The organism is Flaviaestuariibacter amylovorans (genome assembly GCF_039541815.1).
Taxonomy (GTDB): Bacteria; Bacteroidota; Bacteroidia; order Chitinophagales; family Chitinophagaceae; genus Flavisolibacter; species Flavisolibacter amylovorans.
The window spans coordinates 154033-180207 of sequence record NZ_BAABGY010000014.1; the positions used below are offsets into that span (position 1 = coordinate 154033).

Annotated in this window: 23 protein-coding genes; 9 read left to right on the plus strand and 14 right to left on the minus strand. The window is 52.2% G+C overall.

The window, feature by feature from the left end; translation table 11 throughout:
* The first annotated feature begins 3 nt into the window (after window positions 1–3).
* Entirely contained in the window at window positions 4–1359 is a 1356-nt protein-coding gene (locus ABD937_RS19475) for an alkaline phosphatase family protein (protein ID WP_345257563.1), read from the plus strand.
* 88 nt (window positions 1360–1447) lie between these two features.
* The gene (locus ABD937_RS19480; RefSeq protein ID WP_345257564.1) at window positions 1448–1816 is read left to right on the plus strand and encodes a transmembrane 220 family protein; all 369 of its coding nucleotides are present in this window, start codon (window positions 1448–1450) and stop codon (window positions 1814–1816) included.
* Window positions 1817–2274: 458 nt separating this feature from the next.
* On the opposite strand, the gene ABD937_RS19485 is transcribed toward ABD937_RS19480, so the two are convergent.
* The 3 genes from ABD937_RS19485 to ABD937_RS19495 are packed head-to-tail and all read right to left on the minus strand — an operon-like array spanning window position 2275 to window position 5149.
* Window positions 2275–3498 (minus strand): hypothetical protein, encoded by a 1224-nt coding sequence (locus ABD937_RS19485; RefSeq protein ID WP_345257566.1) that lies wholly within the window; start codon window positions 3496–3498, stop codon window positions 2275–2277.
* Window positions 3495–3944: a Rieske (2Fe-2S) protein gene (locus ABD937_RS19490; RefSeq protein ID WP_345257567.1), complete on the minus strand. Its 450-nt coding sequence runs from the start codon at window positions 3942–3944 to the stop codon at window positions 3495–3497. The genes ABD937_RS19485 and ABD937_RS19490 overlap by 4 nt, the downstream gene beginning before the upstream one ends.
* A gap of 2 nt (window positions 3945–3946) precedes the next feature.
* Window positions 3947–5149: a di-heme oxidoredictase family protein gene (locus ABD937_RS19495; RefSeq protein WP_345257568.1), complete on the minus strand. Its 1203-nt coding sequence runs from the start codon at window positions 5147–5149 to the stop codon at window positions 3947–3949.
* 106 nt (window positions 5150–5255) lie between these two features.
* Here ABD937_RS19495 and ABD937_RS19500 point away from each other — a divergent pair, with 106 nt between their 5' ends.
* Complete coding sequence (locus ABD937_RS19500; RefSeq protein WP_345257569.1) at window positions 5256–5918, plus strand: metal-dependent transcriptional regulator; 663 nt, start codon at window positions 5256–5258, stop codon at window positions 5916–5918.
* Between the two features lie 13 nt (window positions 5919–5931).
* Here ABD937_RS19500 and ABD937_RS19505 read toward each other — a convergent pair whose 3' ends face one another.
* Complete coding sequence (locus ABD937_RS19505; RefSeq protein WP_345257570.1) at window positions 5932–6591, minus strand: hypothetical protein; 660 nt, start codon at window positions 6589–6591, stop codon at window positions 5932–5934.
* Between the two features lie 17 nt (window positions 6592–6608).
* Here ABD937_RS19505 and ABD937_RS19510 point away from each other — a divergent pair, with 17 nt between their 5' ends.
* Window positions 6609–7007 (plus strand): hypothetical protein, encoded by a 399-nt coding sequence (locus tag ABD937_RS19510; protein WP_345257571.1) that lies wholly within the window; start codon window positions 6609–6611, stop codon window positions 7005–7007.
* Between the two features lie 51 nt (window positions 7008–7058).
* Window positions 7059–7433 (plus strand): hypothetical protein, encoded by a 375-nt coding sequence (locus tag ABD937_RS19515; protein WP_345257572.1) that lies wholly within the window; start codon window positions 7059–7061, stop codon window positions 7431–7433.
* Window positions 7434–7739: 306 nt separating this feature from the next.
* Here the strand turns inward: ABD937_RS19515 and lpdA are convergent, their stop codons facing one another.
* The 7 genes from lpdA to ABD937_RS23930 all read right to left on the minus strand — a co-directional run bounded on the left by lpdA (window position 7740) and on the right by ABD937_RS23930 (window position 18724).
* A complete protein-coding gene (lpdA, locus tag ABD937_RS19520; protein WP_345257573.1) occupies window positions 7740–9140 on the minus strand; it encodes a dihydrolipoyl dehydrogenase in 1401 nt (466 codons plus the stop codon).
* 12 nt (window positions 9141–9152) lie between these two features.
* Complete coding sequence (locus ABD937_RS19525) at window positions 9153–9755, minus strand: lipoprotein signal peptidase (protein ID WP_345257574.1); 603 nt, start codon at window positions 9753–9755, stop codon at window positions 9153–9155.
* A gap of 41 nt (window positions 9756–9796) precedes the next feature.
* Complete coding sequence (locus ABD937_RS19530; RefSeq protein ID WP_345257575.1) at window positions 9797–11833, minus strand: heavy metal translocating P-type ATPase; 2037 nt, start codon at window positions 11831–11833, stop codon at window positions 9797–9799.
* 10 nt (window positions 11834–11843) lie between these two features.
* Window positions 11844–12455 (minus strand): hypothetical protein, encoded by a 612-nt coding sequence (locus ABD937_RS19535; protein WP_345257576.1) that lies wholly within the window; start codon window positions 12453–12455, stop codon window positions 11844–11846.
* A gap of 91 nt (window positions 12456–12546) precedes the next feature.
* Window positions 12547–13791: an efflux RND transporter periplasmic adaptor subunit gene (locus ABD937_RS19540; RefSeq protein ID WP_345257577.1), complete on the minus strand. Its 1245-nt coding sequence runs from the start codon at window positions 13789–13791 to the stop codon at window positions 12547–12549.
* A gap of 13 nt (window positions 13792–13804) precedes the next feature.
* Entirely contained in the window at window positions 13805–18193 is a 4389-nt protein-coding gene (locus ABD937_RS19545; RefSeq protein ID WP_345257579.1) for a CusA/CzcA family heavy metal efflux RND transporter, read from the minus strand.
* A gap of 213 nt (window positions 18194–18406) precedes the next feature.
* Complete coding sequence (locus ABD937_RS23930) at window positions 18407–18724, minus strand: DUF6660 family protein (RefSeq protein ID WP_425185815.1); 318 nt, start codon at window positions 18722–18724, stop codon at window positions 18407–18409.
* Window positions 18725–18988: 264 nt separating this feature from the next.
* Here ABD937_RS23930 and ABD937_RS19550 point away from each other — a divergent pair, with 264 nt between their 5' ends.
* A complete protein-coding gene (locus tag ABD937_RS19550) occupies window positions 18989–19750 on the plus strand; it encodes a murein L,D-transpeptidase catalytic domain family protein (RefSeq protein ID WP_345257580.1) in 762 nt (253 codons plus the stop codon).
* A 25-nt stretch (window positions 19751–19775) separates the two neighbouring features.
* Here the strand turns inward: ABD937_RS19550 and ABD937_RS19555 are convergent, their stop codons facing one another.
* Window positions 19776–20672 carry a cation diffusion facilitator family transporter gene (locus ABD937_RS19555; protein WP_345257581.1) on the minus strand — a complete coding sequence of 299 codons (897 nt, stop codon included), beginning with the start codon at window positions 20670–20672 and terminating at the stop codon, window positions 19776–19778.
* 43 nt (window positions 20673–20715) lie between these two features.
* A complete protein-coding gene (locus tag ABD937_RS23955; protein WP_484489539.1) occupies window positions 20716–21087 on the minus strand; it encodes a four-helix bundle copper-binding protein in 372 nt (123 codons plus the stop codon).
* On the opposite strand from ABD937_RS23955, the gene ABD937_RS19565 reads away from it, so the two are divergent.
* Together ABD937_RS19565 and ABD937_RS19570 are read left to right on the plus strand one after the other, a co-directional pair.
* The gene (locus ABD937_RS19565; protein ID WP_345257584.1) at window positions 21049–21369 is read left to right on the plus strand and encodes a hypothetical protein; all 321 of its coding nucleotides are present in this window, start codon (window positions 21049–21051) and stop codon (window positions 21367–21369) included. The genes ABD937_RS23955 and ABD937_RS19565 overlap by 39 nt on opposite strands.
* A gap of 188 nt (window positions 21370–21557) precedes the next feature.
* Window positions 21558–21842, plus strand: coding sequence for a hypothetical protein (locus ABD937_RS19570; RefSeq protein ID WP_345257585.1), 285 nt, complete (start codon window positions 21558–21560; stop codon window positions 21840–21842).
* A gap of 12 nt (window positions 21843–21854) precedes the next feature.
* On the opposite strand, the gene ABD937_RS19575 is transcribed toward ABD937_RS19570, so the two are convergent.
* Entirely contained in the window at window positions 21855–22424 is a 570-nt protein-coding gene (locus ABD937_RS19575; RefSeq protein WP_345257586.1) for a DUF3347 domain-containing protein, read from the minus strand.
* 190 nt (window positions 22425–22614) lie between these two features.
* Between ABD937_RS19575 and ABD937_RS19580 the strand changes: the two genes are divergently transcribed.
* Complete coding sequence (locus ABD937_RS19580; protein ID WP_345257587.1) at window positions 22615–26163, plus strand: metallophosphoesterase; 3549 nt, start codon at window positions 22615–22617, stop codon at window positions 26161–26163.
* The last annotated feature ends 12 nt before the right edge of the window (window positions 26164–26175 follow it).

The following is a 26175-nucleotide window of genomic DNA, read 5'->3' on the forward strand; positions in this document are numbered from 1 at the left end:
AACATGCGAAAAACCGTTGTCATCAACATCGTTGGATTATCCTCTTCGCTGATTGGTGAACATACCCCCTTTTTGAAGAAATATATTTCCGGCGCCCACCTTCATACCATCCGGCCACTGCTACCCGGCGTTACTACGTCCGTACAATCAACCTATCTTACCGGGAAGTATCCCGCCCAACACGGAATCGTAGGCAACGGGTGGTATGACCGCACCGATTGCGAGGTCAAGTTCTGGAAGCAGTCCAATAAGTTGGTGCAGGCAGAAAAGATCTGGGAGCGGGCGAAAAAAGAAGACCCTTCGTTTACCTGCGCCAATATGTTCTGGTGGTACAACATGTATTCATCGGCGGACTATTCGGTAACGCCCCGTCCGAACTACCTGGCGGACGGCAGAAAGATACCCGATTGTTACTCCCAGCCGGCCGGCCTGCGGGATGAATTGCAACAGGAACTCGGTCAATTCCCGCTCTTCAAATTCTGGGGACCTGCTACCGACATCAGCTCCACGCAATGGATCGCAGACGCTTCTGTATATACCGATAAAAAGTATGATCCTACCCTCACGCTGATCTACCTGCCGCACCTGGATTATGGTCTGCAGAAATGGGGGCAGAATCTCGAAAAGATCAGCGGCGACTTGAAGGAGGTCGACAAGGTGGTGGAAGGGCTGGTTGGTCATTATTCAGCTAATGGAGCACGTATCGTTATTTTATCCGAATACGGCATCACGAATGTCAGCCGGCCTGTCCATATCAATCGGGCACTCAGGGAACGGGGATTACTAGCCGTCCGCCTAGAGCGGGGCCTTGAGTTGCTGGATGCAGGTGCGTCGCAAGCCTTTGCAGTTGCCGACCACCAGGTGGCCCATGTCTACGTCAACGATCCAGCCGCAATGGGCCAGGTGCGCGAGATCGTAGAGAGCCTCAAGGGTGTGGAGCTGGTGTTGGATCGGGCTGCACAGGAAGACCATAAGATTCACCATGAGCGTGCCGGGGATTTCGTGGTCATGGCGGACGAACAGAGTTGGTTCACTTACTATTTCTGGCTGGATGACGCAAAAGCACCTGACTATGCCCGCGTGGTGGACATTCATAAAAAGCCCGGTTATGATCCGGTGGAGTTGTTCATGACATCGAAGGCAAGAGCCGCGTATAAGTTGCTCCGGAAAAAAGCGGGCCTCCGCTATGTGATGGATGTGATTCCGCTCGATGCCACTTTGATAAAAGGCTCGCATGGACGGCTGGTAACGGAACGCGCCTACCAACCGGTGCTGATCACAAAAGACGCCTGGCGCAGTAAAGAGCTTACAGCTCCTGATGTGTACCATATAATCTGGCAACAACTCACACGCGAATAATTCAGTCGCATGGCATAGCTATTTCAAAGGTAATTTACCCCTTCCGTACACCGGGATAATAATATTCTTCACGCTATCGTGTTCAACTATGCTGCTCTCCATCATAAATATTGTTTTCTTTCTCGCCTTCGTACTTTTTGCCTATTTCAATTTTAATGACAGCGATGCCTGGCTTTGGGTGAGCATCTATATGGCGGCCGCAATCTGTTGTGCACTGGCCGTCTTTTCTGTTTTTCTTCCCCGCATCTACATGGCACTGGGCGCCTTCTATTTGGCCCACGCCTTTGTTTTGTTCTTCGCTAAAGATGGCGTCCGCGACTGGGTCGTTAAATACAGAAGTCCCAGCATTACCGAAAGCATGAAAGCGACCAAACCTTACATAGAAAAAACAAGAGAATTCTTCGGACTGCTGATCATTACCGCGGCGCTTTTGATAAACTACTTGTCAAGCAAGTAAGCAACTCAACGCAATTTCAGGAAAAAACCAAGAGTTGACTCCGAATCTCTACTCGAGTTGCACGGTCATCAAATCTAACGCAACATAGTCAAACTGTAACATCGTCAAGGATTGCCTACGGAATGCTATGGCGGACGACGATAACGCAAGCCTGCAATCTTGTAGCATTAGCAAAAAAGTTACTGCTAACAATGGCGGATACAGCTAACTCGAGAAAGCATTTGGCTCTCTGGGGGCTGGCACTATAAGGTAGAACTACGGCCACATTCAGCCTTTCACCTCCCCAATGGCAATACAAAATATTCGTTACCTGGTCGCAAAAAGATCGAAAGCTTACTGCCGAAGTGTTATTGGACAGCTGCGGCAAGCAGGCAACCTCACTCATTTTTCAAGAGAGGGCCTATATATGCGAAAACCAAAACTTTTAGAAAAAGCCTTCAAAGGCTCACAGTGCTAGATTAGAAATAACTCGAGAAGCCAAACTGGAATGCGGCGAGTCGGGACGGCGGATTGCCAAAGAGGTCTCGTTGCCACTGGTACCTATAGTTAAACCGGAGAACCGTTTGAGCTGACGGACGCCAGGATAGAGCCGGAACCAGAGAAAAAAGATGATCGCTGATCATACTCCCGCTTGCACCAAAACGTCCCCTGTTCCAATCGACATATTCAATCCGCAAGGCCGCATTCAATACGGCGTTGTCAAATCCGAACATACTCCGTTTCCACACCGGCTGCACGATGTCTAAAAACCCGCCCTGCTGCTTTCTGCCGAACTGTTCGGTATAGTCGGCCGGCAGGTCAACTTTCACCCATGCCCATTCACCCGTAAGCGCTGTTCCCGAACGCAGCGTGCTATTGAAGTCGACCGCCCATACGCTGACGGTGCGCTTCCTGTCGATCTTTAACCCGTCTACTTCAAACTTATTGTAGGCGCCGCTCATATACGAAACGCCCAGTTCGCCGACCTTTCGATGCCGAAGTGCTGTTTTCCCGGTAAAGAGCATGCTGCCACTGAAATTCTCCTCAAACCGATCAGGGTCTTCTTTGGTGGCAGGCAGGTAGGTCCGCCCCTCTGTATTGTCCACAATTCGTTCGTTGAAGCCATTGGTCAGGTAAGCTTCGTACCCGTAAACCCAATCACCGGCATACTTCTTTCCGTAAACGCCAAAGCCAACATTCGAAAAGGTTGCCGGCAGCATCCGGGTAGCCGAAAGCGGCCTGTCAACAAACTCCCATTTAGGGCCGTCATGATTCTGATTGAAAGCTCCGATCGGGTTGAGCACAATCCCCCCACGGAGGTTGAACAAGGGATTGAACTCAAAGTCGACCGACGCAAATTCCACGCTGATCTCTTTGGCGCCATCTTCAAATTCAATCTCGCTCAGAAACCGGATCCGCTTCGAGATCGACGATGACACAAAAAGGGTCAACCGGCGAAACTGGAACTGGTGCCGGTCGGATACGCCATCCTGTCCTACGTATTGATAATTTGCTTCCACATATCCTCCCAGCGCAACAGGCAACTTACCGAACTGGCTGAAAGGCCGGCTATAAACCGCATCCATGTTCAGCCGCGCCCCTCCGGAGTCCTGCTCCGGCCGGCGGAGAAGTACCGGATCGATCTGCGCAAACGCCGGAACCGACGCACCCACTGCCAGGGCAAAAATCAAAAGTGGTTTCATACTTGCTTTCTGAGGTCAATAAATAAGTTGTTCCCATCGATCCGGACCGGGAAACTGCGAAGACGATCTGTTGCGGGCCCGGAAGTAGCAATCCCTTGCCTGTCGAATTCGCTGCCATGAGCGGGACACTGCAACACATCTCCCGATGCCTGCAACTCAGCCCCTTGGTGACTGCAGCGCATCCAAAGCGCCGAAAACTCTCTGTCATTTATTCGAAACAGGCAGATCGGGTACTGGAGGGCCTCGTTGCGGATGATGATGAAGGAACTGAATGCTGCCCCTCCCTTCTGGCGAACGAGGAAATCGTCCTTACGCACGGTGACACCATCCTTGCCCAATTCGCCTGAAATATAACGGGTACTCGCACAGCTGGTGATTAATGTTCCCACCGCCGTCAATGCGAGGCAGGCGCTGCAACCCTGCTTTAGAAAAGTTCTTCTGTCCATAATTAAAGCGATTCAAGAAAACGGATTAAATTGGCCTTATCGCCGGGGCTTAGCTGCTGGAATGCCGCACGGCTTTGCTGCGCCTCGCCCCCATGAAGCTGAATGGCTTCCTCAATTGACCCGGCCCGGCCGTCGTGCATCAGAAAGTAGCGCCCTCCTTGTGAATTTTTGGAGAGTCCGAGCCCCCACAATGGTGGGGTTCGCCATTCCGCCGCAAGTGCCGTGCCCTCGGTATACCCGTCATTCAAAGAAGGTCCCATATCATGGAGCAGCAGGTCGGTATAGGGCTGTATCACCTTGTTGGACAGCGGGGCCACCGGTGAATAGCCGGTCCGGAGCTCCGGCACATGACAGGTTCCACATTGCAGGCGCAGGAAGACCTGCCGCCCGGACTGCACAGCCGGATCATTCGCACTACGCTGTATCGGTGCTTTCAGTGTCTGCAGGTAAAACACGAGGTTCTGAACGGTTAGATTGCTGACCTCAGGATCTGCCTCCTGACCATTGTAGGTATTTTGGTGCTCGTACGAGCTATTGACGCCCATATCCTGATTATAGGCATTGACCGTTTGCTGCAACAGGTCATAAACAGCTGCTTTCTTTCCAAACCGGCCAATGTACTTTCCGTCGCCGCGTGCGATCGTACCAGGCCGAAGCAGACAGTAGCCCGGGACATTTATCCAGTTAGGCCGACCGGAAATACCGTCCCCATCCGCATCATGCTCGTCTGCGAGCCGAAGCAACGTGGAATCGGGGACGGCCTCCAGAAAACCGAGGCCCGTGTTCGCGGGCGGCATGAAGCGGGAAAAGGCGGCGCCGGCCGGGATGGTTTCCGCCTGGTAGCCGGAAATCGCGCGGTGTTGTAATTGAGGGCCACCCTGCTGAAGGAACTGGTTGCCCAGGGTATCGGCCTGGCCAAATCGCGTGAGCATCGTGAAGGGGTGCCCTTTCCCGTCACCGGCATGGCAGGTGGCACAGGACGCGGCCACGAAGATGGGGCCAAGCCCCGTCTCTCTTGTGAATACTTCCTCGTTGAAGGCGACATCACCGGCCAGGAATTGGCGCAGTTGCTCCGAGCTCAATCCTGCAACCGGGCCGTCCAGGACCTCATCTTCACCGGGGGCACCAGGTAGTAGTTTATTGCAAGAAATATAGAGGGAGAACGTCGCTGCCAAAGCGGCCAGCACCCAGAGCTTCTTTGCCATGCCTCAATTAATTTGGATATGAAGATAAACCGAATCCAAATAACCAAAGTAGATTTATTTGGCTTCCCAAATTTTTTATTTTTGGCAGGATGGGTACCTTTGATGAATGCTGCATTTCGCTCACCAGTCCGAAGAAAACTACCTTAAAGCGCTTTATAAACTCGAACAACGCCCGGTTAAAAAGGTCAACAATATTGCTTTGGCTAAAACACTCGAATTGAATCCGGCAACGGTTTTGGAGATGGTGCGCAAAATGAGTGAGCGGGGCCTCCTGGAAACTCTTGGGGATAAAACAATTCAGTTAACTGATAATGGCCGAAAAAAGGCCTTGCAGATCGTCCGACGCCACCGGATCTGGGAGGTTTTCCTGGTCGATAAGTTGCAATATAAATGGAATGAGGTCCATGAGATTGCCGAGCAGCTGGAGCATGTTGAATCTGAAGACCTGATTAAGCGACTGGAGGCCTACCTGGGACACCCAACCGTAGACCCCCACGGAGACCCAATACCTGATGAGCAGGGGCGGATCAAAAAGCTGAAAACACAGCCATTGGGTACGGCGCCAGTGAAGACGCGCCTCACAATCCGCAGTCTGGCCAACACATCGGACGATTTTCTGCGCTACCTCGACAAGATCGGCCTCTCCATTGGAGCTAAGCTTGAAATTCTTGAAATAGAGGATTTTGACGGGTCGCTTACGGTGCTTTTTGAAAAGAAAAGGCTGACCCTTAGTAAGGAGGTAGCGGAAAACCTGCTTACGGACGCATAGTATTCTGACGACTCTAGGCCTCCTTAACGGACTTCAAATCGCGGTTCGTCTGTAGGAGGTGCTGCAGAATTTCGTTCACCTTCCGTTTCATAGCGGTGTCTTTCAGTTTGGGCAGAAAATCACGAAGGAGTCGGGCTGTTTGATCATTGTACTCTGCCAGCACCGCGATAAAAGCACCATCCATATCGGTTTGCTCGGGGATGACGATGTGTTTTACCGGGTAGCGCTTGCCTTTTTGGGGTGGCCGGTAAGCCCCGACATGGCTGAGCTGGTATTCGTGGAAATAATCTTCGGCGCCCTCAAAAAAATGGGCTTCGTTTTGGGCCAGCTTTCGAAATTCTTCATGAATACCGCGCTTCTGTTGGAGGCGGCACAGTTCAAGGGCACTGAAAAAGTCGATGATCAAGAGCTTGGATAAATCAGACTCAGCCACCCCTGTCAGCGGCACTTCGCTTAATTGCCGGCTTAGCCGTTCCACAATCCGGTGCAGGTCCGCCTTATATTCTTCCAGATCGCGCTGATTTATCGCAGGCTTACTTACCGCCGGGGCGGTGGATGACTCAGTGGTCGACCGGGCCACATCCGGAGCACTGGTTTCCGCCTCTGACGGGTTCGAACCATTGGTACAAGAAATGATTGTTAAAGAGATACATGCCACGACGAATTTGGTCATATGACGTACTTTTCTATTTGAAATCCGGATCCTTTCCTGCTCAAACCCGGCAGTCGTATTTGTTGGCCTCGGTTTTTCTTCTCTCTGGATGCCAGCTTCAGGACGAATCGAATCCGCCAGATGTTTCAGGCACCTATGTATTAGGCGTTAAGACCCGGTATGGCGTCACGTCTGATACCATTGAAGTGGTTCGCAAGGCGGGCGAAACTACGTACGAGGTCACGCATAAAGTGGAGTTTCAACCGAACGCCCATGACCTTCAACATCAACGCAATTACCGCGTGGAACGGCATATCGCCATCTTCGAAAAGCACTCCGCCACCTTACAGGATATTGACGACGGAACCGTCTTTCTGATAAACTACGACAACCGGCGCTACCTGAACGAGCAGGGAGGATATCGAAAAATAAAGTAAGTCTCGCCGGCAGCCTTTGAACGATAGCGCCGCGTTTTCCTACCTTTGAACATGCGCTTTATTCATCTTCCCACCATCTTTCTGCTCATTGTCGGGTGCAAAGACAAACCAAAGGAGACGCCTGTAAATATTGCAGGTGTTTATGCTATTGAGGTGTCTTCTCCTTACGGGATCACCCGGGATACTATTGAAGTGAAAACCCAAAGCGTCCAACAAAGCCTTTACACCGTTACGCATAAAGTATGTTTTATTAAAAAACGCCCGCAAGGTGATTCCGCGTGCCAGATGATTACGAAAGTACATATGGCTACCTACGAAGAGCACCTGGGACACCTGCAGGACATCCATGATGGCACAATCTTCAGACTTTACCACGACAAAGAAGCGATTTCAGAAAACACCGCTAACTACAAACGGATCGAATAGAGTTTAAGAAATCAAGGTATGGGTCATTGCATAAAGAGAAGCCAACAGCGCCACACATTTCCAGCAATTCAGTCTGTTCATTTTCATAACTTTTGTTCTTGAAGGTAGGCAAAATGCCTGCGGCGTTCTGTTAAGAAGAGCCTAAGTGCCGCTCAGATGCTACCTTTCGACTTACGTGCCGGAGCATCCGTCAATGGATGCCGCTCTACATTTCTTTACCTGGCTTCATTACTGCGGCAATCGCAATTGTACGTCGGCCAAGTAAGACGTCCAAATAAAAGTCCCTCTGTCTCAAGCTGTTCCTGTTCAGAAATGAATAGCGCCTTTTCCCGTTGCGGCGAGGCATGCTTCCTTCAGGCTTTCATAAAAAGTCGGATGTCCATGCACTACTTTAGAAAGACCATCGGCCGTACAACGGTCATTCACAGCAAGCGCAGCTTCACCGACAATATCGGCTGCGCGGGGGCCAATCATGTGTATGCCTAAAATCTCATCGGTCTGACCGTGAACGAGCACCTTAATAAAGCCGTCGGTGTCCATATTCATGCGCGCGCGGGCATTAGCCAGGATAGGGAAGGAACCGGATTTATATTCGATACCATTTGCTATAAGTTCCTCTTCAGTATGCCCCACACTTGCGACCTCAGGCCAGGTATAAACAATGTTGGGAATGGAGCGGTAGTTAATGTGTGGGTGCTTCCGCGCGAACTGTTCCGCCACGTACACGCCTTCTTCAGACGCTTTATGGGCAAGCATAGGTCCGCGAACCACATCGCCAATGGCATAGATATTCTCCACACTGGTTCTGAAATTTTCATCTACCGCAATCCGTCCACCTTTTTCAGTGGCTATACCAATGGATTCTATGTTTAATCCGGCAGTGTAGGGCTTTCTGCCGATGGCCATGAGGCAGTAATCGCCTTCAAACGAAACGGTTTCACCTGCCTTATTTTCGGCCGTCACCACTACCTTATCGCCATGGTTGGTTGCTCCAGTGACTTTATGATTGAAATGAAACGTAAATCCCAGTTTGGAAAGCGGTTTTTGCAATTCCTTTCCCAAGGCCTTGTCCATCGTGCTAAGAATCTGGTCCATGTATTCGACAACGGTGACCTTAGCACCGATGCGGGCATACACCGAGCCGAGTTCCATGCCGATAACCCCGCCGCCAATGACGATCAGGTGCTTCGGAATTTCCTGCAACGCCAGCGCTTCGGTAGAAGAAATAATGCGCTTTTTATCAATCGTCACGCCGGGCAGTGATGAAGGCTTGGACCCTGTTGCAATCACTACGCGTATTGTTTCCAAATCAGTTTCTTTTCCATCGTTAGCCGTCACCCGAACCTTGTTTGCCGAGAGAAAGGAGCCAACGCCATAATATACGTCCACTTTGTTCTTGCGCATCAGGTACTTGACACCATCGCCCGTTTTTTTGACTACATCGGCTTTGTGCGCAATCATCTCTGAGAGGCTGATTTGCAGGTTGTCGAGATGGATCCCATGCGCTGAAAATTTCTCTTTGGCGTTGTGGTAATGCTCGCTGCTCTCCAACATTGCCTTTGAAGGAATACAACCTACATTCAGGCAAGTGCCACCCAGAGCATCGTATTTTTCGATCAGGGCCGTTTTCAGTCCTAACTGGCCGCAGCGGATGGCACAGACGTAGCCACCTGGACCCGAACCGATAATTATGACGTCGTAATTCATTCTTGCCAGTATTTATTGTTTATTTCGTCGAAAGAGCAATAGCGTAATGACACCAACAGACACCCAAACATCGGCGGTGTTGAAAACAGGGGAAAAGAATTCAAAATAATCGCCTCCCCAAAACGGCACCCATTTGGGGAGGGTCGTTTGAATGAAAGGAAAGTACCACATGTCAACCACATGGCCATACATGAAACCTGCATACCCGCCTCCAGGGCTGAATGCCTGTGCAATGTTTTGTGTGGACGGATCGCTTTTTTCGAAGATTAGCCCATAGAAGAGACTATCAAGCAAATTTCCCAGCGCTCCGGCAAAAATAAAACCTACGCTGACGACAAAACCCCGATGGTATTTCTGCTGAATGATCCGCCGGATATAAAAGCATCCCCAGATCACGGCAATCAGGCGGAAAAGTGTCAGCGCCAATTTCCCCAGATCACCTTTACCTAGTTTCAAACCCCAGGCCATCCCAGGGTTTTCAATAAAATGAATGCGGAACCAATCAAAAACGACTCGTTGCTCGCTATAATAAAAATTGGTTTTGACATAGAGTTTGATAGCCTGATCCAGGCATACCAAAATCAATATCAGCGCTATTATTGTTTTTCCTTTCATCGTACTGATCTTGCCGAAAATTGCCTGCAAGACAAGAAATTCTATACGTTCATTTTTTGGATGCGGACGGCATTGAGGATGGCCAAAAGAGCCACGCCAACATCGGCGATCACGGCTTCCCAGAGTGTCGCTACTCCACCCGCTCCCAAAATGAGCACAATCACTTTCACTGCCATTGCCAGAATGATGTTCTGCCAAACAATGCGTCGCGTGATTTTTCCGATGCGAATCGCTGAAACTATTTTGGAAGGCTGATCATTTTGTATCACCACATCTGCCGTCTCGATGGTGGCGTCACTTCCTAACCCGCCCATGGCGATCCCGGCATCTGCGAGCGCCACCACCGGGGCGTCGTTGACCCCGTCGCCTACAAACGCAATATGCCGGCCCTGCTCCTTCAGCGCCTGTACTTTTGCCACCTTTCCATCCGGAAGCAAGTCACCATATGCCTCATCGATCCCGATTTTTGCTGATACCACATCCACGACAGACTGCTTATCGCCGGAAAGCATTACGGTCTTGATGCCCAGGCTATGCATATTCCGGACCGCATCGGCAGCATCCTCCTTTATTTCGTCGGCAATTGTAATATAACCGGCGTAGGTGCCGTTGACAGCCGTCACAACTATCGTGTCCGTTACCTGCGCCACTTCTTCCGGATAGGGGACAGCAAACTTTTTCATCAATTTCAGGTTGCCTGCCAGCACATCTTTTCCGTCCACGCGCCCTTTCAACCCATGCCCGGCGATTTCCTCAACGGCTTCCACACGGGGTCCGCTTGCGCTCTTGCCTGCGTATTCTACAACTGCCCGGCCTACAGGGTGCGTGGAATTGCGCTCCAGGGCTGCAGTAATCAAAACCAGTTCATTTGCTTCCAATCCAACCGGTACGACCTGCTGCACCCGGAACACACCCTTGGTAAGCGTCCCGGTCTTATCCATGACAACGGTATCAACTTTAGTCATCACGTCTAGAAAATTACCACCCTTAAAAAGGATACCGTTGCGGCTTGCCAGGCCAATGCCACCAAAATATCCTAAGGGGATGGATACTACGAGGGCGCACGGGCAACTGATTACCAGGAACACAAGCGCACGGTAAAACCAGGTATAGAACTCGTAGTTCTCGACGAAAAGCGCAGGAACCGCTACCAGGAGAAAGGCAAGCGCGAATACAATGGGTGTGTACACCTTTGCGAAGCGGGAAATAAATAACTGGGTCTGCGATTTACGCGCTGTTGCATCCTGAACCATTTCCAGGATCCGGCTCAGCTTACTGTCCTTGAACAAGGCGCTGACTTTTACTTCTGCGACGGTATTCAGGTTCACCATGCCAGCCAATACTGCCTCCCCCTTGTACTTCGTATCGGGTTTGCTTTCGCCGGTGAGGGCTGCGGTATTGAAAGAAGCGCTTTCCGAAGCCAGCTCACCGTCCAGGGCTACTTTTTCGCCCGGCTTTACCTGTATCAGCTCACCCGGTGTTACCGCCGAAGGATGTACTTCCTCCGAAGCACCGTTCCGAAGGACCGTGACGGACTCAGGCCGGATATCAAGGAGTGCCTTGATACTGGCCTTGGCCCTGCGCACTGCCGCATCCTGAAACCATTCTCCAATGGTGTAAAATACCATCACGGCCACGCCCTCAGTGTATTCGCCAATCACGAACGCTCCCAGCGTGGCTACGCTCATCAGCACGAACTCGTTGAAAAAATCACCCCGGATCGCTTTGCGGAAGGCCAGACGGAGCACCTTCCAGCCTGCCAGGAGGTACGCTATTGTATTTACAGCCAACGATGGCCATTTCGGCAGCTCGTACTTGAAGCCGTATTCCAGAACGAGAAGCACTACCAGGATGGCAAGGGCGGTCAGCAGGTCCCAATGCTCCTTCCAGGCGGAAGGAGCAGCTCCTGATGCATGTCCACCATGATCATGATCATGTCCGTCATCAGCACTGTGCTGATGCGCGCCACTGCCGGCGTCTTTCTGCTCCTGGGGCATAAACATGCTGCGGATCGGAGCTTCATTGGCATCGCCCTGATCGTCTTTATTGGCAGGTGCTTCGTGTTCGTGCGTATTCATGACAAAATTTTTAATGAATGAAAAATGTTAGTATCCCGACGATGACCAGTACAGAGCCGGTGATCTGCTTTTCAAAACGTTCCAGGATGTGCATGTCGATAAGTCGCACCCCCCGGAAAGTCAGAAAAACAAGCAGCATTATCCCGCTCACGCTGATTACGCCATAGAAAGCCGCCATCAGCAGCGTGTTGTTCATTCCATACACGCCGGCAGAGATAAAGAGGCTTTGTACTTCAAGGCAGGGTGAAAAGAACATAATGGTTGAAAAGAAGAGCAACCAGCGAAATTGCGACCGCTTTGTATCCGACGGTGTTTTATGGTAACCAGCGTGACGGTGTTTCGAAAAAAAATAGTAAATGCCAAAGACAACCAAAATGAGCGACCCGAAAACGTGAACATAATCTTCGAACCGTGATGCGAGCTCACCGCTAACCTTTCCCAGAAGGATGCCTAACAGAACGGTACCGAGGACATGCGCCGCAGAAGAGAGAAAAGCCGTTTTCAAAAGGCTGCGAACTGTCCATTGTTCCGTTCGGGCAATTGCGATCAAGGGAAGCCAGTGATTGGGGATCAAGGCATGCAGGAGAGCAATCAGTATCGTTCCGCTTAAGAGTTGCGCCATTTTAGTGTATTGATCAGCCGAAAGTCATGAACCAATAAAATTACTGTTCCACCTTTCAGTCGTCTTGCCGGCCATTAGTGCCAGTCTTGCCTTAGTGTCCGCCCTCTTCTTCGGAGTTGTTCATTTTGGAAAGAAGGTCGTACGCGCCTTTAAAGACGATCTTTGCACCTGCCTTGAAACTTTCGGGCAGGGTGATGGCCGTGTAACCATTCTCGGTAACGCCCGCGACTATTTCAACACGCCGGAACGTATAATGTGGTCCCTCCTCTTTTCCCTCCCCTTCCCCTTCTTTGCCTTCACCAGCATGACCGGCTTCCTCTTTCTTGCCTTCCTCATGCTTTTCCGCTGTGCCCTCCTCTAAAATGAATATATAAGACTTACCACCTGCTTGCACGACCGCCTCGGCAGGTACAGCAGGCGTTGCTGCAGCTCCGGTTTCGATCACCGCACTGATGAACATCCCGGGCAATAAGTTCCGGGGCGGCATGGTCAGGTGCCCGTGGACATCCACCGTGCGGTCGGCGCCAATATCCTTCCCGATTAGGTATACCTCCGCATTGCGCTCGATGCTGTCGCCGGTTGCGCGGAACCGAATTCGTTGTCCTTTTTGAACCCGTACGATGTCCTTTTCGAATACTTTGATTTCCGCGTGCAAATCGTTGGTATTCACCATATCTGCAATCACCTCATTGGCGCTCACAAACTTCCCGACATTGGACAAAACATGTGTGACGTATCCTCCAATCGGTGCAGTAATGCTTACTCGAGAGGTGAACTTACCCGATCGTACACTAGCAGGGCTGATCCCGATCAAACGAAGCTGAGATCGTAGGCCTTCAACCCGGGCCACCATCGTGTTGTATTCACTGCGCGCCCGCTGGAGCGACTTGGCAGCGGCAATATGCTCCCGAACAAGTTCTTCCTGGCGCTTCAGATCCTGGCTCAGATAGGTTAGTTGGCTGCTGCTCTCTAAGTAATCCTGCTGGATCTGGATAAACTCCGGGTTTTCGAGTGTAGCTACTACCTGGCCTTTGCCGATAAACTTTCCCTCAAGTGCAGTGGTGGATTTGATGATCCCGCCGTAAGGGGAGGTGATGCTGACATGCATTTGTGGCGGCGCATCGATCGTCCCATTTGCTTTTATGTAATTACTGAGATTGATGCTTAGGATCTGTCCCACCTGAACACCCGACATTTTATACTGTTCCGAGGTCAGCTCGACGACGTTTGGGTCATGAGCTTCTTCCTCGGCAGGTGCTTCTTCGGCTTTTTTAGTTCCGCAGGCTGTCAGAAGAAACGCAGCCACAATAAATACTTTATGGAATGAGGTAAACATATGTTGAATAGAATTAAAGTCCAGAAATGAGTTCCAGTTCGATGGCGACCTGGTTATACTGATTGATCACATCCAGGTATTGCCGCCGCACGGAGTTGGCGTTATTCAAAGACTGCGATAGTTGATAATAATCGACCTCCCCGGCCTCGAAGGCTTTTTGCGAGGTGCTGATGAGCAGGTTAGCCTGCGGTAGTGCCGTGTTCCGGTAGTAGTCAAGCTGAATACGCAACCGGCGCAGCTCTGAAAGAAGGAGGTTCCCTCTTTGTACTAACCCAAAGTAAAAAGACTGCACCTCTGCCTGCCGTATCTGCTGATTGATCTCCGCGGCACGTACGCGTTGCCGTTGCGCTTTGGAAAATAGCGGGATGCTGATGCCTGCCTCAATGCCTTGAAAACGGCTACCGACGCCATAATAACGCTCTACCCCGTTTTTTTCATGGGTGCCCACCAGCGATTGGTTGAAATACCCGACGGAAAAATCTGGCAGCAGGCGGCTGCGTTCTACCCGGACCTCGCGGGAAGCGACGTCGATCTGACTTCTGAGTGCAGCGAGCTCCGGACTGTTGGCCAGCACGGCACTGTCCATCGAAAGCGTCACCGGCTTCTCCCGGAAGGAAGTATCCTCAATCCCGGCGATCGAACTATCCCCCGTAAACCAGCGAAGCTGTCCGAGACCGGAACGGATATACTCCTCTGTTTGCAGGAGTTGTGAGCGCCCTTCCTCCAATTGCGCATTGGCATTGTACCGTTCCAAAATATTGGTTTCACCCGTCCGGAAGCGAATGTCCGCTGCGCGGTAAACCCGCTCATACAACCGGATAAGCTCTTGGGCCAGCTTACGCTGCTCCTGCCGGTAAAGGAGCTGGTAGTAAACCGTCTTTACCTGGTAAGCCACTTGCGACTGGTACACCCGCAGCTGCGTACGGCTTGCGGCAATATTCGCCTGTGCCAACTCAGCCGCACGTTTCAAATACACAGGATTGGGAATATCCTGGGTGATGGTGATGTTATTGTCATACCAAACGGGACTATTGTACTGCCCGAGTGTCAGGTTGATATTCGTGCGGCCGAAGTCGCGCACGGTTCCGCTGAGCGCTTGTTGGTATTCAACACCTAGATTGGCGGCGCGGCTGCCCGGGTTGACCTGGTAAGACCTCGAAATAGCTGTTTGCAGGTTGATCGGTGTTGTTCCCGGAACGGTGCTCTGGGCACCCGCAGCCAGTGTAGCGGTTACGAAAACAATGGTCAACCCGGCCGCCAACGCGGAGGGAGGCATGCCACCTTTCTTCCGCTTTTTCTTGCCGATCTTCTCGAAATAAGTGTACAGCACCGGCAGGACAATCAGGGTCAGCAGGGTTGCGGTCACCAAACCACCGATGACTACGGTGGCCAGCGGCTTTTGAACCTCGCCGCCGGCACCTCCGGACAGGGCCATGGGCAGGAAGCCTAACGAAGCGACGGACGCAGTCATCAGCACCGGCCGCAGGCGAACTGCCGTTCCTTTCAAAATGATCTCGTTCGTATCTGACATACCTTCAGCCTTTAAGCGGTTAAACTCTGTAATAAGAACAATGCCATTGAGCACCGCGACACCGAACAAGGCGATGAAGCCAACGCCGGCTGAGATACTGAAGGGCATGCCCCGCAGCCACAAAGCAAAGACCCCGCCTATGGCCGACATCGGGATGGCCGTAAAAATGAGCAGCGAGTACTTGAATGACCCGAAGGTGAAATACAGGAGCAACAGAATAAGGCCGAGGGCAACCGGTACAGCTACCGACAGACGTTTGTTTGCTTCCTCGAGGTTTTTGAACTGGCCTCCGTAGGTAATGTAGTAGCCCGGCGGCATTTTCACCTGCCGGTCAATTTTTTCCTGAATTTCTCCTACGACCGAAGCAATATCCCGCCCGCGGACATTGAAGCCCACTATGATCCGGCGCTGGGCTTGTTCCCGCTGGACCTGGTTGGGTCCGACTTGCAATACAACATCGGCCACCTGTTCCAGGGGAATCTGCAGGCCGGTCGAAGTGGTGACAAAGAGGCGTCGCACATCTTCAATGCTCTGGCGTTGCGCTTCCTCGAGGCGAACCACGAGGTCAAAGCGGCGCTCGCCTTCAAATACGGTCCCGGCTACTCCGCCTGCAAAGGCAGAATTGATCGCCTGGTTGATGTCGGCGACATTGAGGCCGTACTGTGCGATGCGGTCGCGGTTCAGCTTGATGGAGATTTGTGGAAGTCCGCCGGCCTGCTCCACATATAAGTCTTCAGCCCCGGCAACACCCGGAACCAAAGCCCCGATTTTACGGGAGAGTTCGGTCAGCACCTGCAGGTCTTCGCCGAAGATCTTAATACCGACATCCTGCCGCACCCCGGAGATCAGCTCGTTGAAGCGCAGCTGGATCGGCTGGGAGAAACCGAAGTTCACGCCTGGGATTGCCTCCAACGCTTCTTGCATTTTCTCTGCCAGCTCCTCGCGGGTTTTAGCGCTGGTCCATTCCTTTTTGGGCTTGAGGATGATGGTCAGGTCACAGGCCTCAATCGGCATCGGGTCGGTGGGGATTTCCGACGCACCGATCTTTCCGACTACTTCGCGCACTTCGGGAAACTCCTTCTTTAAAATCGTGGCCGCCTGTGTGACTTTCTCAATCGTTTGACTAAGCGAGCTTCCGGTAAGCAGGCGTGTTTCCACCGCGAAGTCTCCTTCTTCCAGGGTCGGAATGAATTCACCTCCCAGGAATGAGAAAATGGCGAGCGCGGCGGCAAACAGTGCCAGGGTAATAAGCACCACTGTTTTTTTAAGCCGTAGTGCTCCTTTTATCAGTGGCTCGTAGGCGCGGTGGATACGGTCCATCATACGGTCCGATAAGTTCCGCTTATGGGTCGTGTTTTTGCTTAAAAAAAGCGCGCTCATCATCGGAACATAGGTAAGCGATAAGATGAATGCGCCGAGGATCGCAAACGCTACTGTCTGCGCCATTGGACGGAACATTTTGCCTTCGATTCCCACCAGGGCAAGGATGGGCAGATATACGATCAGTATGATGATTTCGCCAAATGCCGCACTATTCCGGATCTTAGACGCAGAGGTATAAACCTCGTCATCCATCTCCGCCTGGGTCAGCCGCCTTCCTTTGTTTTGTAATCCCAGGTGATGCATGGTGGCTTCCACAATGATGACAGCCCCATCAACGATCAACCCGAAGTCAATTGCGCCGAGACTCATCAGGTTGCCCGACACGCCAAATACGTTCATGAGCGAGATGGCGAAGAGCATCGCCAGCGGAATTACGGAAGCTACGATGAGTCCAGCGCGCAGGTTGCCCAGGAACAACACGAGCACGAAAATTACGATGAGGGCCCCTTCGATGAGGTTCGTCTTCACGGTGCTGATGGCACGGCCAACAAACTCGCTGCGATCCAAAAAGGGCTCGATCTCCACGCCCTCGGGCAGTGATTTCCGGATCTGCTCGATCTTCTCTTTTACCCGACCGACCACTTCGTTGGAGTTGCTTCCTTTCAGCATCATTACGATACCGCCGACGGCCTCCTTGTCATCGCGTGTGAGGGCGCCATACCGGTTCGCCGTTCCGAGGCGCACATTGGCGACATCCCGGATCGTTACGGGGATACCTCCCTCCGAGTTTTTGATGACAATCTTTTCAATGTCACTGATAGAGGAGATGAGCCCCTCGCTGCGGATAAAATAGGCATTGGGCTTTTTATCGATGTAGGAGCCGCCGGTGTTCTGGTTGTTCTTCTCCAACGCCTCGAATATTTCCGAAATGGAAATATTATAGCTCCGCAGTCGGTCCGTATTCAGACCGATTTCATACTGCTTTAAAAAACCGCCAAAACTGTTCACCTCGGCGATACCAGGGGTACCCAACAACTGCCGGCGGATGATCCAGTCCAAAACAGTCCGGAGTTCCATCGGCCCGTATTTGCTTTCGTACCCCTTCTTTGGCTTGACGACAAATTGGTAAATCTCCCCGAGACCGCTGGAGATTGGGGACATTTCCGGTTCTCCGACGCCTGGAGGGATATTGTTCCGCGCCGCTGTCAATCGCTCGGCAACCTGGGTGCGTGCCCAGTAAATGTCCGCGTTGTCCTGGAACACGACGGTTACTACGGAGAGGCCAAAACGGGAGATGGAGCGAATTTCCTGAACATTAGGAATGGTCGCCATCGTTTGCTCTATGGGATAGGAAATAAACTGCTCTACCTCCTGGGAGGCCAGCGAAGGGCTTGTAGTGATGATCTGGACCTGATTATTGGTAATATCTGGCACGGCATCGATCGGAAGCTGCCGGAGTGAGAAGATGCCCCAGATCATCAACGCTAGAGAAAAGATGCCGACAACGAGCTTGTTCTTGATCGAAAATTCGATTAGTCTATTTAGCATTTCTGCGATTCTGGATTATGTGATAGGGAATTGACAGCCGCGAGCACTATGAGCTTCTGCGGCCAAAAGGCACCCGGATCATCCGCATGTGGCAGACCGGCGCGTGTAGCGCTGGTCGCGAAATGACGTGTATTGGACATTACCGACGCAATGAACGGATTTTTTGCCCGTGACGTCTGCAATGACGACAGGATGTCTAAATAGCGATGTGATTCAGGAAAGTAACTGCGGCGGTTGCCAAATGGGTAAGGCTACGGTGAGCAGGGGCTCGGATTGGTAGCTGTCGATAAAGGAGGAAACGAAAGGCACTGAAGCAATTTCAAAGGTCGCTCCCTTTACATTTGTCTTGATGAGGCCGCAACAGGCACAGGTACAAAATGGGTTGCAGATGTCTGCATCATGCTTGCCTGCATCCTCTCGGCTAGCCTTGCTGACTTCAATACCATCATTGCCCATGGACGGTATATCCGCACAGGGCAGACAGCTCAATCCGAGCACAAGAAAGCTGAGTATGAACAGGAGGTGCCTCATTTCTGATAGGAGACAAAAGTAGGGCAATGCACTTTTCTGTCTGAAATGAAAATTTACAAAACTGCTGCAAAAAACCGACTACGTAGCGCAGCGGGTATTTTTTTAGCTCTCCCATAACAAAGCTGAGGATATGACGATTTTGGACCTGTAGAGATGTTAAGCAACCATTAAGATGGCTGCATTATCGCGCTCTTATCGAAACGCTAACAGCCTTTGCTGATTCAATAAACGACCTTTGCATTCTAATCCAAACCTTTGATATCCATGAAAAATCCAATACTCATCTTTTCTTCTATCCTGTCCGTTGCTGCGATTTCTTTTTCATTCGTTAATAAGCCCGAAAACCGAAAAGCGCCCGTCGTGGAGTCAGCTTCAACCGCTGTAAGCAACCCGGCCGATGTTGCGAAAACGCACGATCATGATGCAGAGGTTGGCAGCCTGAGCACGACCCTTTTTACCACCCTTCGGTTGGAGGGAAAGGGCCTGAAAATGCCTACACTCGAGGCTGCCGTGAAAGGGTACCTGAAACTGCAGGAGCAAGGCGCGCTGAAAAACTCCGACCTTCTGACTATTGTCGACTTCAGTCAGTCATCGCGGAAAAAGCGACTCTACTTGCTGGATACGAAGAACATGCAATTGCTGGAAAACACCTTTGTGTCGCATGCAAAGAACAGCGGTGTAGATATGGCAAATGACTTTTCAAACGTGATCGGCTCTGAGAAGAGCAGCCTGGGATTCTACCTGACAAAAGGCACCTACACCGGGAAGCATGGTATGTCTCTGCGTCTTAGCGGCCTGGAAAAGGGCTTTAACGATAACGCCGAAAGCCGGGCCATTGTCGTGCATGGCGCCGATTATGTAAACGCGGGCCGCGTATCCTCCGCCTATATGGGCCGTAGCCAAGGTTGCCCGGCCGTTCCCATGGACGACTACCGTCGGATCATCAGCGAAATCAAAGACGGAACCGCTCTGTTTATTTATTCGCCTGATCCCACCTACCTGAACAATTCAGACCTGTTGAGCTAAGTGGTGCTGACAAGCGTCATTGCTGTCAGAGATGCGTTTCTTTTTCCTCGTATCCGGGAAACTCCAGCTGAATGGTGGTGTGGCTGATCTTGAAGTTATCCAGCACTGCCTTGGAAACAAGCTGCAGGAGGTCGTTAGAGCTGAGGGGCGCTTCCACCACGACATGTGCGCTGAGTGCGTTGACCCCTGTTGTCAGTGACCATATGTGCAGGTCATGCACGCCCCCGACGCCCGGAACGGCAAGCATCGCCTTGCGCACCTCGTCCACATTCACCTCAGCCGGAGTTCCCTCGAGCAGTACCCCGGTTGCCTCCTTGAGCAGACGCCATGTTCTGGGAAAGATGAACAAGCCGATACCAGCCGAAATGAGCGGATCGGCATAGTACCAACCGGTAGTCAGCATAATGACCCCGGCAATGATGACGCCAATAGAGGTCAGCATATCCGACAGGACCTCAAAGTAGGCCCCTTTCATGTTCAGGCTTTCTCCGGATCCCTTCCGGAGGATGGCCATGCCGACCAGATTTACCAGCAGTCCAATAGCGGCAACGACAAGCATCGTTTTGCTCTGCACCTCGGGAGGATTCCGAAACCGCTGGTATGCTTCGTAAAGCACGTAAAGAGAAACAACCAGTAGAATGACCGCGTTTGCCAGGGCGGCGAGAATCTCGGCCCGGTAGAAACCGTAGGTTTTTTGCGGGCTGGCCGGCCGCTCTCCCAGCTTGATGGCGATTAATGCAAGTGCCAACCCGCCTACATCGGTAAGCATATGTGCCGCGTCGGCGAGCAGGGCGAGGCTTTTCGTCATTATACCGCCGATCACCTCCGCTACCAGGTAGAACCCACTGAGGGCCAGTACGGTAACGAGGTTTTTCTTATTCCGCCCGCCCGCAGATTGGACAGCGCTGTGATTTCCACTCATAGATACGGTTTCTGCTAATCTTCGCTACTGCCTTTGACAGGTGTCAGGAAAGATGTGCCTTACCGTGATGTTGGTGGCAAGCCTCCTGGCAGCGACGGCAGGCCTCGGCGCAGCGCTTGCAATGTTCGTGACCGTGCAGGCTGCATTCCTCCGCACACAAGCGGCAGGCTTCCTCGCACACCAGCAGGTATTGATGCGCGACCTCCGAGTCCCGTAACAAGAGCCTGGCACCAAGGAAACACACTTCGGCACAATCGCGGTTCAGTTCAATGCAGTGCGCCATGGGCGTGACGTCACTTTCATCCAGGCAGGCAGACATGCACCGTTCGCAGGCCTGGGCGCATTCCAATAGAGTATTGATCAGATCACTGTGCGGATGACCAGAGTGGTGGTGGGTTGGATTTTGGTTCTGCATGACCGTTATTTTTACGGTAGGCTATCAAAAAGCGGTCCACGTACCTATAAAAAAAGCCTGTCCACCGGACAGGCCTGTCAGAGGCTTCAGAGATTACTGATTTCCGCGGTGGTGCTCCTGTTCTTTATGGTGTTCCGGATGCTGGTGATGTTCCGGCTCCGCGTGCTGCTCCGGCTGGTTGGGATCGAAGCCGGCATGGTGCTCCTTGTGCTGATGGTGCTCCTGCTCGGGATGATGCTCAGCGTGCTTGTGCTGCTCGGTTCCTGCCTGATTTCCGGATAAGTTCTGACCTGCAGCTCCCTGACCAGCATTCTGATTTCTATTTTCCATATAAACTGTTTTGAATAGGTGATTGCAACAACCAAGCCACCTGGAGACGCATTGAGGTTAAGAAATCGGCGCCGCTACAAGAGGACCTATAACGATTATGGACGTGGCATGGAAAAAGCAGCAGCACGGTAAAAAAGGACATGACCCTTCAGGAAGCTGAACTGCAAAGGACCCAGGTGGAACAAAAGCTGAAGGAGCTTGGATTCGACCTGGCACAAGTAATCGTACTGATCGCGCCCTCCTCTGAAAGCGAGTTCATGAGTTTTCTTAAAAGGTGGCGGGATTCGACCTACACATACGCGCTCGCAAATTTTGGACATTGCGATATGGCACTGTACATAGAGGAACTCCGGCGCCCCGAAACTGATTTCGTGCGCCTGGGGGATTTTGCGGCTGCAAAAGGTATCATAGAAGCCTTCCAATAATAACTTGATGAATCACCTGATTATTTCGGGCGCGCTGCTGCAGCTTGGCTCTGGCTTTCCGGTATATGGGCTCGCGGCGTCTTTTTGCTCAGAAAGCCAAAGCAGATCCAGTTTGTCAGTTCCCTGCGGACAGCGGTGTACATATAATGGGTTATAGAATCCAAAAGATGTGGCTAAGAAATGTATATCCTGGCTCAGTCTTCTGAAATGTTCGCGCTGATGATTGATGTTGCCGGCGGTCGAAACCAGGTGGCTTGCCATGTCTTTAATGCTTTCCCGAACGCGCAGCGATGCAGTTCCCTCCTGCTCCGAAGAAGATGCCACGTTTTTTTCTTCCAGGTCCGAGAGTATAGCGCTAGCTCCCGCTGCAGCCAGATGTCCGTCCCCTTTGATCAGGCCATCTTTAATGCGCAGGTAGTGTGCGATAAGCACCCCGGCCTGAGCTTTAGCCGTTTTCCCGTCCGCCGCTCCCCGCTTATGGTCAGCCTGGGATTCCGGGCTTGAATGGCCGTCACCACAGGAAAGAAGCAACGCTAACACAATGGCGCTGCTCATGAATCCACGAAAAATAGAATTGCGCATTCGATAAAGGTATCGCAAGGCAGGTACCTATACCATGCCCAGGGGTGGCACAAAAAATGCTTGCCTGCCCTAAGGCACAGCTGTCCTTTCCATTTCCATTCGGCTTCTAAAGTTTTCCGCGATGAGACTCATTTACTTACTACCTCTTTTGCTCGTTTCCCTTTTCCCGTACGCTCAAACCGATAGCATCGTGCAACGACTGTTCCTTATCGGCGATGCCGGCGAGCTAAAAGACAACCGGCAGCCCGTGCTTGACTGGCTTGCCAAGAACGTGAATTGGAACGATGAAAAGAACGTGGCCCTGTTTCTGGGCGACAACATTTATCCCGATGGCATGCCCGACGAAGGAAGTGCTGAATATGCCTATACCCGCAAGGTGATCGACTACCAGATCGGGTTAGTCAGGGGAAAAAAGGGGAAAGCTTTTTTTGTACCGGGCAATCATGACTGGAAGGGGGGCAAAATCGGGGGCTGGGAACGGGTGCTCAACCAGGTGAATTATATCAATTCCCTGCAGGCGCCCAACGTGCGCGCCTGGCCTCTGAACGGATGTCCTGGCCCGGTGCCGGTGGAACTGAATGAAAAAGTACTGCTGGTTATGATGGACTCCCAATGGTTTTTGCACATTCATGACAAGCCAGGGGCAGAGTCTTCCTGCGAGGCCAGAAGTATTGAAGAGTTTACCGCCGAGCTTCGCCAGATCGCAGAGTCGCATCCCAATCAACTATTGGTTCTGGTCATGCACCACCCTATGTATACGTTTGGGGTTCATGGCGGGGCCTACAGCCTGAAACAGCATCTCTTCCCCTTTGCTGACGCCATCAAAGGATTTTATGTACCCCTTCCCATCCTGGGTTCGGTGTATCCGCTTGCGCGCGGACTGTTTGGAAGCCTGCAGGACAGTTATCACCCGCTTTACCGGACGATGATCAACGAGATCGAGCAAGTGCTGAAAGACCATCCCAATCCGATCGCCGTTGCGGGCCATGAGCACAGCCTCCAGCTCATCATGAAGGATAGTATTCCTTACATCGTCAGTGGTTCCGCTGCCAAATTAACCCGCCTGCGCAAGGGCAAGGAGCTCTTGTTCTCGACTTTGGATTACGGCTTCTCGGTTCTGGAGGTTCGCAAAAGCGGGAAAGTGGAGGTGAAATATCATACGCTGGAAAGCTCCGACATGAGCGCGCCCTTATACGCGCGCGAGCTCAAAACGATCGTGCCCATAACACCCAAAGCGGCAATGGACACCTTATTGCCCGTTATGGGTGCCGTGCAGGTGCCGGCAAGCAGTACAATGAACGAAGGGCGCATCCGCAATTTCCTGTGGGGCAAAAACTACCGCAGGGAGTGGAAGGAGCCCGTCGGTGTGCCGACACTGGACCTGGGCGGGGAAGCGGGTGGCTTGAAACCGGTGCGGCAGCAAGGAAGCCAGCAAACCAAAACGCTGACACTAGCCGATAAAAGCGGCAAGGAATGGGTGCTTCGCTATATTGAACGCTTTCCGCCGGCGGCCATTCCCTCCGACCTGCGAACCGAATTGCAGAATAAAACGCTGAACAGGGGCGTTTCCGGCGTATACCCCTATGCTTCTTTAAGCGTGCCGGTGCTGGAAAAAGCGGTAGGCATACCCACCGTCCGAAGAAAGCTGGTGTTTGTGCCGGATGATCCGCGCCTGGACCGTTTTAGAACCGGTTTTAAAAATTCACTGGCGATCCTTGAAGAACGGGAGCCTGTGAGCGCCGGAAAAACAATCGGGAGCGACGATTTGATAACGAGGCTAAGGGCAGACAACAGCAACCAGGTAGATCAACGGGCGGTACTACGCGCAAGGCTGATGGATAATTTTGTGATGGACTTCGACCGGCACGAAGCGCAGTTCCGGTGGGCCGTCCGGGATTCGGGCGGGCGGAAAACCTATTTCCCCATCCCACGCGACCATGATCAGGCCTTCTTTGAAAATCAGGGCCTGCTGGCCGCCTTTCTACGCCAGCCCTGGTTCATGCCGGAAACGCAGGGCTTCGGCCCCAGGGCTCAAAACATCAAGACATTTAACCGGACAGCCCGCAATTTCGACCGCTTTTACCTCAACAGCCTTTCTGCGCAGGATTGGCAGCAGGAAACCGACACCTTCATCAATCGCCTGACTGACGAAATCATCGATGCCGCGCTCCTGCAGCAACCGGTTGAAATCAGAAAGTTCCGCGCATCGGAAATCAGCCGTACGCTCAAAAAACGTAAAGCATACTTCCGAAACGAAATGATGGCCTACTATCGCTTTCTGTCGCGACAGGTGGATGTGCTGGGCAGCGACCAGAAAGACTTTTTTTTGATTGCCCGGATGCAGGACGGCCGGGTGCGGGTGACCGCAACCAGCATGGTAATTCCCGTTGCCACGCCATTTTACGATCGCACCTTTGATCCGGATATCACCAGGGAACTTCGCATTTACGCGCTTGAGAACGATGACAGCGTGGTCATTGCCGGCGGCCGGACCCCTATCCTTGTGCGCATCATCGGAGGCGCGGGAAAGGATGTTTTCGAAGTGCGGGGAGACGGCTCAAACGTCAAGCTCTACGATGCAAGCTTCGAGCCCAATCGGGTTTGGGGCGACACGGCGAGCCTTGACCGTCATTTTATTTCCGATCCTGAGGTAAACCGGTACAATCGTTTCGGCTTCCGGTACAACTACATCGACCCCGGCGTCTTTGCAGCCTACAACCGGGATGATGGCGTTCTGGTCAGCTTGCAGCTTGATTATTTCAAACAGGGGTTTCGCAGAAATCCGTATAGCATGAGGCAATCCCTGCGTATGGAGAAGGCATTTGGCACCGGGTCCTTCCGTTTCCGCTACGAAAGCGACTATGTAAAGGTGCTGAAGTCCTACGACATCAATGTGCGGGCCGACTTCAAGGGCCCCGACTACGTCACCAACTTCTTCGGCATCGGGAACAACACGGCATTCGACAAAAGCAAGGGCATTGGCTACTTCCGGACCCATTACAACGCAGGCAATCTTTCGCTCCTGCTCGGTAAGCAGCTACAGTCTTGGATGCGGGTCGGATTGGGGCCGACGGTACAGTTCCTTTCAACAAGTAGAAATGAAAATAACGGCAAGCTCGTAACCGATGCCGGATTAAAGAGCGCCGACTCGGCTGTCCTTTTTCAAGATAAATGGTATGCGGGCCTGGAAGGCCGGCTCGACATCAACTCCCGGAACAATGCCGCAGTACCTACGCGGGGCGCCCTGATCAGCGCCTATGCGCGCCAGCTCTGGGGGTTAAATGCGCCCAGTAAACCGCTGCTGCAGGCAGGCCTGGACCTGCGCATTTTTATGAGCTTTGTGCCGCAGACGAAGCTGGTTTTGGCAACCCGCTTCGGAATGGCCCGCAATTTCGGGCACTTTGAATTTCAACAGGCGCAGTACCTCAGCGGAACGGAAAACCTGAGGGGCTACCGCCGCGAACGCTTTGCGGGAAGAGGCATGATGTTCAATAACACAGAGCTGCGTTTGAAGCTGATCGAGTTTCCCACATATATCTTTTCGACGTCAATAGGGGTAGTCGCCTTTCACGACGTGGGTCGGGTGTGGGCGGACGATGAGTCTTCGCGCCGTTGGCATACAGGATACGGCGGTGGCCTTTGGATCGCCCCGATCCGGCGGTTTGTGCTCGTGGGCACATTGTCGTATTCGAAGGAAGAAAAAGCATTGCCGATGGTAAGTGTTGGTTTTCAGTTTTAATAATCTTGCCGT